This is a genomic window from Catenulispora rubra, from assembly GCF_015356825.1.
GTDB lineage: Bacteria > Actinomycetota > Actinomycetes > Streptomycetales > Catenulisporaceae > Catenulispora > Catenulispora rubra.
The window spans coordinates 27,712-40,477 of sequence record NZ_JAACYW010000027.1; the positions used below are offsets into that span (position 1 = coordinate 27,712).

Below are 12,766 nucleotides of genomic sequence, written 5' to 3' on the forward strand. Positions count from 1 at the left end.
CCTCGTGAAAGACAGTTTCCGTGAGCGGTCACATGTCTTGGACTGGGCAATACCTTCGTCAATACTTCGAGAACAGAACATCGCGCGTGATCGCTCACAGGCCAGAACCCCGACCGCCCGACGCACCGACTATCGGTGAGGCGTTTCGGGCGATAGCAACGTTTTGGGCAAGCGCACGATTCGGGCTACAACCGGGACGCCGTGATCGCTAGGGTGTGCGGGTGCGGAGTCGAGTCCCGGCGCGGATGACGTTGTCCCCTGCGCGCAAGGGGTTGATCGCGATGGCGGCGGCGCATTTGGCGACGTTGGCCGGCCTGCTGATCGCCGGGCAGTGGGACCGGGCCTCGCTGTGGGTGGTCGCCGGGGGGTTCGGGGTGCTCGCGGTCGGGCTGCCGTGGATGCTGGTGGCGCTGTGCGTGGACTACGTCGTGGACCCGGCCGCGTGGCGCCGGACGGTCGTCGTGGAGGGCTTCGCGACCAGTGCGGGCTACACCGTGCCGCCGCACCCCTCGGACGAGAGCTATGTCCTGCACCGGGTCTACGAGTTCACGACGCTGCGCGGTGAGACCCGCCGGGCCGGCAGCCGGGCCACGTTCCCCGAGGCGCCGGACGGCCGCATCCGGCTGCGCTACGACCCCCGGCACCCGAGTCGGATCTGGCCGGCGCGGATCGCCCCCGGGACGGCTGCGGCCGGCGCCGTCGTCGCGGTGCTGATGCTCACCGCGGCCGCCTTCGCGTTGGCCGGCGCCGTCGGGTTCGGGCTTCAGACCTGGGCATAGCGGGCGCGGTGGGTGAGGTGGACTCAACCCCCGGCGCTCAGCGCCGATGAGCCTGTTACGGGACAACCCCTAAAGGCGCCAAAACCCTTGCCCCACAGGCCGATCCGGGCGCCCTCCCGAAGGAAGACGCCCGGATGGAAAGAACCAACTCGCAGATACCAACCGCAGATACCAACCTCAGGCCGTGAACTCCGCCAGCGCTTAGGCCGCAGACTCCGCCAGCCTCAAGCCGTGAGCTCTGCCAGTCCTCAGGCCGTGAACACCGCCAGCCCTCAGGCCATGAACTCCGCCAGCCTCAAGCCGTGAACGCCGCCAGCCTCAGGACGCGAACACCACCAGCCCTCAAGCCGTGAACTCCGCCAGCGCCTTCTCCGCCTCGGCCAACCACTCCTGCCGAGCCGCGATCGAAGCCTCGGCCTCCGCCGCCTTCTTCTCCTGCCCGGCCGCACGCGCCTTGTCCGCCTGTACCCGCAGCTTGTCCAGCACGGCGCGCAGCTGCTCGACCGTGGCCTCGGCGCGGGCCCGCTTCTCCGGGTCCTTGCGCGAGTGCTCGGCGGCCTCGGCGTCGGCGATGGCGCGGTCCACCGTGTGCAGGCGGCCCTCGATGCGCTGGCGGGCGTCGCGCGGGACCGGGCCGACGGCCTCCCAGCGCTCGTTCAGCGAGCGCAGCGCGACCCGGGCCGCGCGGTGGTCGGTGATCGGGAGCAGGGCCTCGGCCTCGACCACCAGGATCTCCTTGGCGGCCAGGTTCTCGCGCTCGGCGCCGCTGCGCTCGTCGAGTACCGCGTTGCGGGCTGCGAAGAAGGTGTCCTGGGCGGCCTTGAAGCGCTTCCAGAGCTCGTCCTCGACGTCGCGCTGCGCGCGGCCGGCGGTCTTCCACTCGCTCATCAGGTCGCGGAAGCGGCCGGCGGTGGAGTTCCAGTCGGTGGAGTCCTGCAGGGCCTCGGCCTCGGCGATCAGGCGCTCCTTGTGCGCGCGGATCTCCACGCGCTGGGCGTCGAGCTCGGCGAAGTGCTGCTTGCGGCGCTTGGCGAAGGCCGAGCGGGCCTGGGACAGCCGGTGCCACAGCTCGTCGTCGGTCTTGCGGTCCAGGCGCGGGGCGGCCTTCCACTCGTCCAGGAGGACCTTCATGCGGTCGCCGGCGACCCGCCACTCGGTGGACACGGCCAGCCGCTCGGCCTCCTCGGCCAGCCCCTGCTTGGCGCCGCGGGCCTCGGCCTGCTGCTGCTCGCGCACCGCGCGGTGCTCGGCCTTGCGCTGCTCGGCCAGCTCCACCAGGCCGTCCAGCCGGGCCAGCAGGCCCTCCAGGTCGCCCACGGCGTTGGCGCCGGAGATGGACTCGCGGAGCTTGCCGATCTTGTCCAGGGCGTCCTTGGGCGACGGCGCGGACGGGCCCGACTGCTTGAGCCGGTTGGCGATCAGGTCCACCTCGACCTTCAGGCCGTCGAACTTGCGCTGGTAGTACGCCAGCGCCTCGTCCGGGGACCCGGCCGCCCACGAGCCGACCTGCCGCTCGCCGTCGGCGGTCCGGACGTAGACGGTGCCGTCCTCGGCGACCCGGCCCCAAGCCTCGGTTGCCTCGCCCACGATGAGCCTCCAAGTTCTGCTGGACCGGGGTGTCTGAGGACCGGTCCGCCACAATTAAGCTGCACGGATCCGGGTTCCGGTCGTCCAGTGGGACACAATAGCGCGGACCGTCCCGGTGAGGGGACGGCCCGCGTCACGTTCCGGAATCGAACCGCTGTTCCGCCCCGGCGTCCCGGGCATGCCGGAAGACCACCGCGGCGACACGCTGGAAGTGCCGCGGGAACACCGGGGCGAACACTGCGACGACCGGGGTCTCCCCCTTGTTTACTTGATCGTCACGCTCTTGATGGTGACCGTCTGCTTCGGCTTGCCGTCGCCCTGGCCGTTCGAGTCGTCCTCGCCGGCCGCGGCGATCTTGGTCACCACGTCCATGCCGGAGGTCACCTTGCCCCAGGGGGTGTAGTTCGCCGGCAGCGGGGAGTCCTTGAAGACGATGAAGAACTGGCTGCCGTTGGTGCCCGGCCCGGCGTTCGCCATCGCGATGGTGCCGGCCGTGTAGGTGGCGCCGGTCAGGTTCTCGTCCTGGAACTGGTAGCCCGGGCCGCCGCCGCCGGTGCCGCTCGGGTCGCCGCACTGCAGCACGTAGATCCCCGAGGTCACCAGGCGGTGGCAGGTGGTGTTGGTGAAGTAGCCCTTGCCGGCCAGGTACTTGAAGGAGTACGTGGTGTACGGCGCCTTCGTGGTCAGCGCGTCGAAGGAGAGGTCGCCGGAGTTGAACGAGATCGTGGCGCTGTACGGCTTGGCCGCGTCGGCCGCGTTGTACGTCGGCACGCCGACGTCCTTGGACGCGTTGCCGGTCTTCGTGTAGCCGATCTTCTCCGGGCTGGAGCTGGTGGGCGCCGGCGTCGTCGGGGAGCCCGAGGGCGTGGAGGACGCCGACGTCGGCTTGGAGTTGGCCGAGCTGTCGGTCTTGTTGCCGCCGGAGGTCGCGATCGCGACGCCGACTCCTATCCCGACCACCGCGACCGCGGCCACGGCTGCTGTGATCTTGTTGCGCTTCTTGGCGGCCTCCTGCTGCTGGGCCAAGCGGGCCTGGACGCGCTCGTAGCGGGCGCGCTCCAGCTCTCGCTGACGGTCCTTGCTGGTCACCGATTCGCCTCCGGATAGTGGGTCGACCCTGGCGGCCGAGGTCGTAGCAGATCCACAGTGTGATCCGAGCTTTCAGCGGCACAGTGTACGGTGCGTTCCCTAGAAAACACCTGTGAGCTTCCAATGAGTTCGCAAAGGGACCGGGGCCGCCGGTAACCTGCGTAGGGAAATCTCCAACCGCATCGACCGAACTGAGTGTGGGGCGCGCGTGCTTGTCGCCGGATTCCCAGCCGGAAGCCTGGGTGCGAACTGCTATCTCGTGGCGCCCGGAGCCGGTGAGCAGTGCGTGATCATCGATCCCGGTGAGGACGCCGCCGCCGGGGTCGAGGAGGCGGTCCGGGAGCACAAACTTCAGCCGGTGGCCGTCCTGCTGACCCACGGCCACGTCGACCACACGATGAGCGTCATCCCGGTCTGCGGCGACTACGGCGTCCCGGCCTACGTCCACCCCGACGACCGCGGGATGCTCACCGACCCGCAGAGCTGGCTCGGCATCGCGCCGGGCACGCCGATCTTCGGGCGGTCGAAGTTCGTCGAGCCGGACGAGGTCCGGGAGCTCACCGACGGCGTCGTGCTGAGCCTGGCCGGTCTGGAGATAACGGTCGACCACGCCCCGGGCCATACCAAGGGCTCAGTGACGTTCCGGACTCCCGAGCAGCAGGACATCCCGAAGGTGCTCTTCACCGGGGACCTCCTGTTCGCCGGAGCAGTCGGCCGCTGGGACCTCCCCGGCGGCGACCGCGACGAGTTGCTGGCGTCACTGGCCCGCGTCTGCCTGCCGCAGCCGGACGAGACCGTCGTCCTGTCCGGCCACGGCCCCCAGACCACGATCGGCCGCGAGCGCGCCACGAACCCGTTCTTGACGGAGGCCGCGCCGCAGCAGATCACCCCCCGCGGCTTGTAGGGATGTCCACGACCATCATGACCAAGTTCCAGAACGCCCCCGGCACCTTCGACCTGCTCCCGCCGGATTCGGCGGGCTACCTCGGCGTGCGCGAGGCGATGTCCGCGCCGCTGCGCCGGGCCGGCTACGGCTACATCGAGACGCCCGCCTTCGAGTCGACCGCGATGTTCAAGCGCGGCGTCGGCGAGAGCACGGACATCGTCACCAAGGAGATGTACTCCTTCACCACCCGCGGCGGCGACGACATCACCCTGCGGCCGGAGGGCACGGCCTCGGTGCTGCGCGCCGCGCTCCAGGCGAACCTGATCCGCGGCAGCCTGCCGGTGAAGCTGTGGTACTCGGGCTCCTTCTACCGCTACGAGAAGCAGCAGCGCGGCCGCTACCGCCACTTCTCCCAGGTCGGCGCCGAGGCGCTGGGCTCGGAGGACCCGGGGCTGGACGCCGAGCTGCTGATCATCGGCGACGACATCTACAAGGGCCTCGGCCTGACCGAGTACACCTTGCTGCTGAACTCCCTCGGCGACCAGAAGTGCCGGCCGGCCTATCGGGAGAAGCTCCAGGAGTTCCTGCGCGGGCTGGACCTCGACGAGGAGACCCGCAAGCGTGCCGAGATCAACCCGCTGCGCGTGCTCGACGACAAGCGCGAGTCGGTGCAGAAGCAGCTCACCGACGTACCGCTGATGAGCGACAACCTCTGCGACGAGTGCAAGGCGTACCACGAAGAGGTCCGGCGCCTGCTCACCAAGGCCGGCGTCGCCTTTGTCGACGACCCGAAACTGGTCCGCGGCCTGGACTACTACACCCGCACCACGTTCGAGTTCGTGCACAGCGGCATTACCGGCTCGCCGACCGCGATCGGCGCCGGCGGCCGCTACGACGGCCTGTCCGAGGACCTCGGTGGGCCGAACCTGCCCAGCGTCGGCTGGGCGCTCGGCGTGGACCGGACCGTGCTGGCGTTGCAGGCCGAGGGCCGCGCGGTGCCCGGCGGCGAGCAGCTGGAGGTCTTCGCGGTGCCGCTCGGCGACGAGGCCCGCGAGCTGCTGTTCGAGCTGGTGACCATGCTGCGCCGGGCCGGCGTCGCGGCCGACTTCGGCTACGGCGGCAAGGGCATGAAGGCCGCGATGAAAGCCGCCGACCGCTCCGGCGCGAAGTACGCGCTGATCCTCGGCGAGCGCGATATCGCAGAGAACGTCATTCAGATCAAGGAACTGGCGACCGGTGAGCAGGAGTCCGTCTCCCTTGCTGACATCGTCACGACGATTCAGGAGTCAAGACTGTGATCCGCACCCACGAGGCGGGGACGCTCCGCGCGTCCGACGCCGGCACGACCGTCACGTTGGCCGGGTGGGTCGCCCGCCGGCGCGATCACGGGGGCGTCACCTTCCTGGACCTGCGTGACGCGTCCGGCTTCGTGCAGGTCGTGGTGCGCGAGAGCGAGTCCGTGCACGACCTGCGCAACGAGTACTGCGTCGTGGCCACCGGCGAGGTGCGCGTGCGCCCCGACGGCAACGAGAACCCGGACCTGCCGACCGGGCAGATCGAGGTCGTCGTCGACACCGTCGAGGTGCTCTCGCCGGCCGCGCCGCTGCCGTTCCCGATCGACGAGCACAAGAGCTCGAACATCAACGAGGAGATGCGGCTGAAGTACCGCTACCTCGACATCCGGCGCGAGCCGATGGCGCGGGCGCTGCGCATGCGGTCCAAGGCCACCAAGGTCATCCGGGACGTCATGGAGGAGCACGGCTTCCTCGACGTCGAGACCCCGACGCTGACCCGCTCCACCCCCGAGGGCGCGCGCGACTTCCTGGTGCCGGTCCGCCTCCAGCCCGGCACCTGGTACGCGCTGCCGCAGTCCCCGCAGCTGTTCAAACAGCTGCTGATGGTCGCCGGCCTGGAGCGCTACTACCAGATCGCGCGCTGCTACCGGGACGAGGACTTCCGCGCCGACCGGCAGCCGGAGTTCACCCAGCTGGACGTCGAGGCCTCGTTCGTGGACCAGGAGGACATCCTCAAGGTCGGCGAGGCGATCGTGGCCGCGGTGTGGAAGGAGACGCTGGACGTCGAGATCCCGCTGCCGCTGCCGCGCATGAAGTACCACGAGGCGATGGACCGCTTCGGCTCGGACAAGCCGGACCTGCGCTTCGGCCAGGAGCTCACCGAGCTGACCGAGTACTTCGCCGGCACCGGGTTCCGGGTGTTCCAGGCCCCTTACGTCGGCGCCGTGGTGATGCCCGGCGGCGCGGCCCAGACCCGCAAGGAGCTGGACGCCTGGCAGGACTGGGCCAAGGCGCGCGGCGCGCGCGGCCTGGCCTACGTGGTCATCGACGCCGAGACCGGCGAGCTGCGCGGCCCGGTCGCCAAGAACCTGTCCGAGGCGCACCTGGCCGGCCTGGCCGACAAGGTCGGCGCCAAGCCCGGCGACGCGGTGTTCTTCGCCGCCGGCAAGCGTTCCGCCTCCCAGGAACTGTTGGGTGCTGCTCGCTTGGAGATCGGCAAGCGCGGCGAGCTGATCGACGAGAGCGCCTGGAAGTTCCTGTGGGTCGTGGACTTCCCGATGTTCGAGCCGATCGAGGACGCGGCCGGCGAGCAGACCGGCTGGCACGCGGTGCACCACCCGTTCACCGCGCCCACCGCCGAGAGCCTGGACAGCTTCGACAAGGACCCGGGCTCGGCTCTGTCCAACGCCTACGACATCGTCCTCAACGGCACCGAGCTCGGCGGCGGGTCGATCCGTATCCACCGCAAGGACGTGCAGGAGCGCGCGTTCAACGCCATCGGCCTGTCGCAGGAGGAGGCGCAGTCGCAGTTCGGCTTCCTGCTGGAGGCCTTCAACTACGGCCCGCCGCCGCACGGCGGGATCGCCTTCGGTCTGGACCGCCTGGTCGCGCTGCTGACCGGCGCGGACACCATCCGCGACGTGATGGCCTTCCCGAAGACCGCCACCGGCGGCGACCCGCTGACCGGCGCGCCGGCGCCGATCACCCCGGCGCAGCGCAAGGAGGCCGGGGTGGACGCGGTGTACGAGCCCAAGGGCCAGGCCAAGGAAGCCAAGGAAGCCAAGGACGCGGCGCCGGTCAAGGCGTGACGGCGGGTCGGTTTGAGCACGTGACGCCCAGCGTCTGAGAAGTGGGCGAGGGCGGGCCGGGAGTGATCCCGGCCCGCCCTTGTCGCGTGTCGGCGAACCCTGATTGGATGGTCCCATGGCTGCGGTGACCGGGGTTCTGACCGATTACGCGCGCGGGGAGGCGTCGGAGAGCGACGTGGTACGCGCCCTACTTGCCCACGACGGCTGGTACGCCCCGATGATGTGGCTCGACGAGGTGTTCCCGGACCGCAGGGTCTACGACAGCATGATCCCGACCCCGGCCCTCGGCCAGGCGCCGGCTCCGGGGCGGCTGTGGGTCTTCACCGACGCCGATCAGGTGAACGCCGCGATCGAGGCCGGCTCCGCCTTCGCCGCGGCCGGCGGCCCGGTGCGCGGCGTGGAACTGTTCGGCGCGCTCGGCACCGGCGTGTCGGAGCTCCAGGTGAACCCGGCCGGGGCGGTCGAGCACGGCTGGTCGCTCGGGATCGACGACGCGGTCCTGGACTTCCTGGACCGCTGGATCGCCGCGCTGGAGGTCGAGACGGCGCTCACCGACAGCGGCGAGGACCTCGGCGAACGGCTCGCCGGCTTCGAGCACTACGTGGTCCCGGTCGACGACACCGGACGGCCCCGCGTCGTGGCCTTGCTCAAGCCGCCCGGCAACTACGTCATGGCGTTCACCGCGCCGGACCTGTACGCCGCGCACCAGAAGCGCGATCCCGGGGTGACCGGAGCCGCCGACATGGCCGCCTCGGCGCTGTTCCGGCTGGCCGACTACGACGGCGTGGACGGCGTGGTCCTGGACATGAACGAGTCGGACTCCTTCATCCTGCCCAGGACCCTGTGCGACGCCGTGCTGAAGCTGATCGCATAGACGTCTGTGGCTGTTTATCTTGGCCCCATGAATGATGTCGCTGGTGTACACGTCCTCCCGGACCCCGCCACCGAGTTCGGCCAGACTGTCCGCCGCCGCCTGGCCGAGGAAGAGATCGTCTGGCTGGTCACCGTCAACTCCGCCGGCGTGCCGCAACCGAACCCGGTGTGGTTCCTGTGGGTCCCAGACGAGGACGACGAATGGGGCGACGGCAGCTTCCTGATCTACCACTCCGACACCGCGGCCCGGCTGCGCTCTATGAAGGAGCGGCCGACGGTCGCGCTGCATTTCGACGGCGGCGTGCACGACCTGGAGGTGCAGGTCTTCACTGGGGACGTCGAGATCCTTGAGGGCCACCCGCCGATCGGCGAGATCCCCGAGTTCGTAGCGAAGTACACGGACCGGGCCGCGCGCTACTTCGGCAAGACGGTCGCGGAGGCCATGGAGAAATACTCGGTGGCGACGCGGATTCGGCCGCGCAAGGTGCGGGGGTTCTGACCGCACTTCAGTGGACAAGACCGGAGCGCGTCCCCCAAGGCCCCACCAAGGAAGACGCGCTCCGGAGTCCGGTATCTCTCAGCAGTTCTCTGATGCTCAGCAGTTCTCCGAGGCCAGGCTTCCGGCGGCCACCAGGCGGCGCTTCTCCGGCTTCGCCGTCCGCCCTGCACTGCCGTCATCGTCCTTCGCCTTGATCGCCAGCAGCGGGATGAACCGGTGCGCCAGCGGCCCGATCAGCAGCGCGTAGGCCGCGGTGCCGATGCCCACCGTGCCGCCCAGGAGCCAGCCGGTGGCCAGGACCGCGACCTCCATCGAGGTGCGGACCACGCGGATGGAGTGGCCGCGCGCGGCGTAGCCGGTCATCACGCCGTCGCGCGGGCCGGGGCCCATGCCGGCCCCGATGTACGCGCCGGTGGCCGCGCCGTTCAGCACGATCCCGGCCAGCATCTCGCCCCAGCGCAGCCACCAGGCGTGCGGGCTCGGCATCCAGGCCATCGCGCCGTCCATCGCCAGGCCGACCACGACCACGTTGCTCAGCGTGCCGAAGCCGGGCTTCTGCCGCAGCGGGATCCAGAACAGCATCACCGCCACGCCCACCAGGATCACCGTCGTGCCGACCTGCAGGCCTATGTGCTTGGCCAGGCCCTGGTGGAACACGTCCCAGGGGTTGGCGCCGAGCCCGGACATCAGGATCATGCCGTCGCTGACGCCGTAGAGGATCAGCCCGAGCTGGAGCTGGACCATGCGGCGCGCGCGCCGCTCGCGGGGAATCGAAAGTACAGAGCTCAGCGCCGAGAGCCAGGCCAATCCGGCTCGGACCAGGTCGCCGATCGGCAGCGGGTCCGAGATCCGCTGCTCGTGGCGCCCCAGTAGGGCGCGCTCGGCTTGGTCGCCGACTACCGGGGCCAGGGTGGACGTGCCCTGCGTCGACACCGTGCTGGTCATGCTGGCCTCCCTCAGGATTGCCCTTGCGGGCCACTTCCATCAGGATGGAACCTCAAGTGGCCTTCCGTGTAGGGCCAATCAAGGGAGGGTGGCATGGCAGCTCCGCTGGAACTGGCGACGACCGACCGCTCGGTGGGCAGCACCCGGCTGGCGCGGCTGGTCCGCGACGTCTCGCATCTGGGGGCGGCCGATCCGGCCGGCGACACCGACCGCCGCCCCGCCTACCGCGCGCTGGCCCAGAGCGTCAGGTGCCTGATCCTCGACGGCCGCATCGCGCTGCGGACCCGGGTCCCGGCCGAGCGCGACCTGGCCGCCGCCCTCGGGATGAGCCGGACCACCGTCACCGCCGCCTACGACCTGCTGCGCGAGGACGGCTTCCTGGAGAGCCGGCGCGGCTCGGGCACCTGGACCACGCTGCCGCCGGGAGCCGGCCCGCAGGTCTCCGGCGGCTGGCTGCTGCCGGCCCAGCCCGGCTCCGCCGAGGTCGCCATCGACCTGTCCTGCGCCTCCTTCGGCATGCCCGGCGAGCTGATGGCCGAGGTGCTGGCCGAGGTCGCGCCGACGATCGCCGCCCTGACCACGGACACCGGCTACTACCACGCCGGCTGGCCGGAGCTGCGCGAGCTCATCGCCGAGCGCTACGTCGAGCGCGGCCTGCCGACCACCCCGGACCAGATCGTCATCACCTCCGGGGCGCAGCACGGCAACGTGCTGGCGCTGGGCCTGCTGTGCGGGCCGGGGGACCGGGTGGTGGTGGAGAGCCCGACCTACCCGAACAGCGTCGAGGCCATGCGGCGGGCCCGGCTGCGGCCGGTGCCGGTGCCGGTCGGCGAGGACGGCATCGAGTCCGACGTGCTGGCCGCGCAGCTGCGGCAGGCGGCGCCGCGGGTGGCGTACCTGATCCCGGACTTCCAGAACCCGACCGGCACGCTGATGTCGCCGGAGCGCCGCGCCGAGGCGGCGGAGGCCGCGCGCGCCGCCGGCACCTGGATCATCAACGACGAGACGGTCTCGGACATGGCCCTGGACGTCCCGTCCCCGGTCCCGTTCCCGGCCTCGGTCTCGCGCGCGGCGGCCGAGCAGGTGATCTGCGTCGGCTCGATGTCCAAGAGCCACTGGGGCGGCCTGCGGATCGGCTGGATCCGGACCACGCCGCGGATGGCCACCGAGCTGGCCGGGCAGCGGGTCGCGATGGACATGGCGGGCTCGGTGCTGGACCAGATCATCGCCGCGGCGCTGCTGCGGCGCGGCGGGGGCTTCGTCGAGGAGCGGCGGGAGCGGCTGCGGCGGCAGCGGGCCGTGCTGGAGGAGGCGCTGGCCGCGGAGCTGCCGGACTGGTCGTGGCGCCGGCCGGCCGGCGGGCTGTCGCTGTGGGTGGACCTCGGCGAGCCGTCGTCCTCGGAGCTGGCCGACCGGGCCGCGGCCTTCGGGGTGCGGCTGGTCGGCGGGCCGCAGTTCGGGGTGGACCCGGGGACGTTCGAGCACCGGGTGCGGATCCCCTACACGCTGCCGGAGCAGACGCTGCGGGACGCGGTGCGGCGGTTGGCCGCGGCGTTCCGGTGCGAGGCCGCGCTGCCGCCGGTATCGGAGGAAAACCGCTGGGTGGCCTGAGCGCTCCTGGGCGATGATCGGCGGTGTGGACACCTATCTTGAGACCGAGCGGTTGCTCCTGCGCCCCTTCACCGCCGACGACGCCGAGCTGCTGATCGAGCTGGACAGCGATCCGGCGGTGATGCGGTATCTGAGCGGTGGGAAGCCGACCGCGCCGGAGGACATCCGGGAGCGGATCCTGCCGCGGATCATCGCGGGCGTGCAGAAGTGGGACCACAAGCTGGGCTTGTTCGCCGCGCAGGAGAAGGACGGCGAGGCGTTCATCGGGTGGTTCTGCCTGCGGCCCAAGGCCGACGGGCCGTTGGACGAGGCGGAGCTCGGGTACCGGCTGCGGCAGGCCGCGTGGGGCAAAGGCTATGCCACAGAGGGCTCAGAGGCGTTGGCGCGCAAGGCGTTCACCGAACTCGGGGTGCGGCTCATCTGGGCAGAGACGATGTTCGTGAACCGCGGGTCGCGCAACGTGATGGAGAAGCTGGGGATGCGGCACGTGGAGACGTACTTCCCCGAGCTGGAGCCGATCGAGGGCTCCGAGCACGGGGAAGTCCGCTACGAACTGACCGCGGACGAGTGGGCCGGGAGGTAGCCGGGCGGCGTCTTGGATACTGCCCCGCATACCGGTCCGATCACTGTCCGCTGCTGCCAGACCCGGCCGGGACGGTGATGGTGCCGGTGAAGACGTCGAAGTAGAGCGCCGCCGACACCCCGAGGCCGACGATGCCGAGCGCCAGGGCACCCCAGGTCAGGGCGCGGACCCAGGTCGGCGCCGGGTGCTTGGCGAAGAACTCGCCGACGAACAGCGTCCCGGCGGCGACCAGCATGGCGGCCACCGCGAACCAGATGCCGACCAGCGCGGTCTTGTGCCACGGCTCGGTGTAGCGCTGCTTGATGATCGCGTCGGCGGCGGAGTTGGCGGTGTTGATCTGCCCGATCAGCTGCTGGCGCTGGGACAGGATGTCGCCCACCCAGCTGCCGCCCATCGAGGTCAGGGCCAGGCCCGCGGCGACGATCGCGCCGGCGCCGGCGGCGATGCCGGAGCCGGTCTTCGCCTCGTCCAGGGCGAGGTCGCCCGGGTCGAGGTAGTCGTCCTCGTCCTCGACGAGCTCGGGGATGATCTCGTCGGCGACGGGGGCAACCTCGTCGGCGGCGGACGGGGCTTTGGCGTCGGCCGCGGCCTCGGTCTTGGCCGCGGTCTTGGAGTCGGCCTTGGTGTCGACCGTGGCGTCGGTCTCGACCTCGAGGACGGCGTCGCCGTCGGCGGCTTCGACGCTGTCGGTGCTGCTTGGCGTAGTCATGGGAGTGGAGCTTAGGCATACCAGCCTGAGAGCGCGATTAACGGACGGCCGCTATTGAGCATCGGACTGTGTTCGAATCCCGCGCGCCGCCGCCCGAAACCC

Annotated in this window: 12 protein-coding genes; 8 read left to right on the forward strand and 4 right to left on the reverse strand. The window is 70.7% G+C overall.

The features are described from left to right. Nucleotides 1-221 precede the first annotated feature (221 nt). Nucleotides 222-779 carry a DUF3592 domain-containing protein gene (locus tag GWK61_RS10645; protein ID WP_194907870.1) on the forward strand — a complete coding sequence of 186 codons (558 nt, stop codon included), beginning with the start codon at nt 222-224 and terminating at the stop codon, nt 777-779. A gap of 342 nt (nt 780-1,121) precedes the next feature. Here GWK61_RS10645 and GWK61_RS10650 read toward each other — a convergent pair whose 3' ends face one another. Beyond that, the gene (locus GWK61_RS10650; protein ID WP_194907872.1) at nt 1,122-2,366 is read right to left on the reverse strand and encodes a DUF349 domain-containing protein; all 1,245 of its coding nucleotides are present in this window, start codon (nt 2,364-2,366) and stop codon (nt 1,122-1,124) included. A 264-nt stretch (nt 2,367-2,630) separates the two neighbouring features. Next, complete coding sequence (locus tag GWK61_RS10655) at nt 2,631-3,455, reverse strand: peptidylprolyl isomerase (protein WP_194907874.1); 825 nt, start codon at nt 3,453-3,455, stop codon at nt 2,631-2,633. Nucleotides 3,456-3,663: 208 nt separating this feature from the next. Here GWK61_RS10655 and GWK61_RS10660 point away from each other — a divergent pair, with 208 nt between their 5' ends. From GWK61_RS10660 to GWK61_RS10680, 5 genes are all read left to right on the forward strand, one after another. Beyond that, entirely contained in the window at nt 3,664-4,359 is a 696-nt protein-coding gene (locus GWK61_RS10660; RefSeq protein WP_194907876.1) for an MBL fold metallo-hydrolase, read from the forward strand. A 17-nt stretch (nt 4,360-4,376) separates the two neighbouring features. Beyond that, the gene (gene hisS, locus GWK61_RS10665; protein ID WP_194907972.1) at nt 4,377-5,639 is read left to right on the forward strand and encodes a histidine--tRNA ligase; all 1,263 of its coding nucleotides are present in this window, start codon (nt 4,377-4,379) and stop codon (nt 5,637-5,639) included. Then, nucleotides 5,636-7,444, forward strand: a complete 1,809-nt coding sequence (gene aspS / locus GWK61_RS10670) for an aspartate--tRNA ligase (protein ID WP_194907878.1) — start codon at nt 5,636-5,638, stop codon at nt 7,442-7,444. Before hisS ends, aspS begins: the two co-directional genes overlap by 4 nt. A 115-nt stretch (nt 7,445-7,559) precedes the next feature. Beyond that, entirely contained in the window at nt 7,560-8,318 is a 759-nt protein-coding gene (locus GWK61_RS10675; RefSeq protein WP_194907880.1) for a hypothetical protein, read from the forward strand. Between the two features lie 27 nt (nt 8,319-8,345). Continuing rightward, nucleotides 8,346-8,816 carry a pyridoxamine 5'-phosphate oxidase family protein gene (locus GWK61_RS10680; protein WP_194907882.1) on the forward strand — a complete coding sequence of 157 codons (471 nt, stop codon included), beginning with the start codon at nt 8,346-8,348 and terminating at the stop codon, nt 8,814-8,816. A 96-nt stretch (nt 8,817-8,912) separates the two neighbouring features. On the opposite strand, the gene yczE is transcribed toward GWK61_RS10680, so the two are convergent. Beyond that, nucleotides 8,913-9,761, reverse strand: a complete 849-nt coding sequence (gene yczE, locus GWK61_RS10685; protein WP_228562076.1) for a membrane protein YczE — start codon at nt 9,759-9,761, stop codon at nt 8,913-8,915. 93 nt (nt 9,762-9,854) lie between these two features. On the opposite strand from yczE, the gene yczR reads away from it, so the two are divergent. Then, nucleotides 9,855-11,372 carry a MocR-like transcription factor YczR gene (gene yczR / locus GWK61_RS10690; protein ID WP_194907884.1) on the forward strand — a complete coding sequence of 506 codons (1,518 nt, stop codon included), beginning with the start codon at nt 9,855-9,857 and terminating at the stop codon, nt 11,370-11,372. Between the two features lie 25 nt (nt 11,373-11,397). Continuing rightward, nucleotides 11,398-11,955 (forward strand): GNAT family N-acetyltransferase, encoded by a 558-nt coding sequence (locus tag GWK61_RS10695; protein WP_323747493.1) that lies wholly within the window; start codon nt 11,398-11,400, stop codon nt 11,953-11,955. 40 nt (nt 11,956-11,995) lie between these two features. Here GWK61_RS10695 and GWK61_RS10700 read toward each other — a convergent pair whose 3' ends face one another. Beyond that, nucleotides 11,996-12,664, reverse strand: a complete 669-nt coding sequence (locus GWK61_RS10700; RefSeq protein ID WP_194907888.1) for a hypothetical protein — start codon at nt 12,662-12,664, stop codon at nt 11,996-11,998. Nucleotides 12,665-12,766 lie beyond the last annotated feature (102 nt).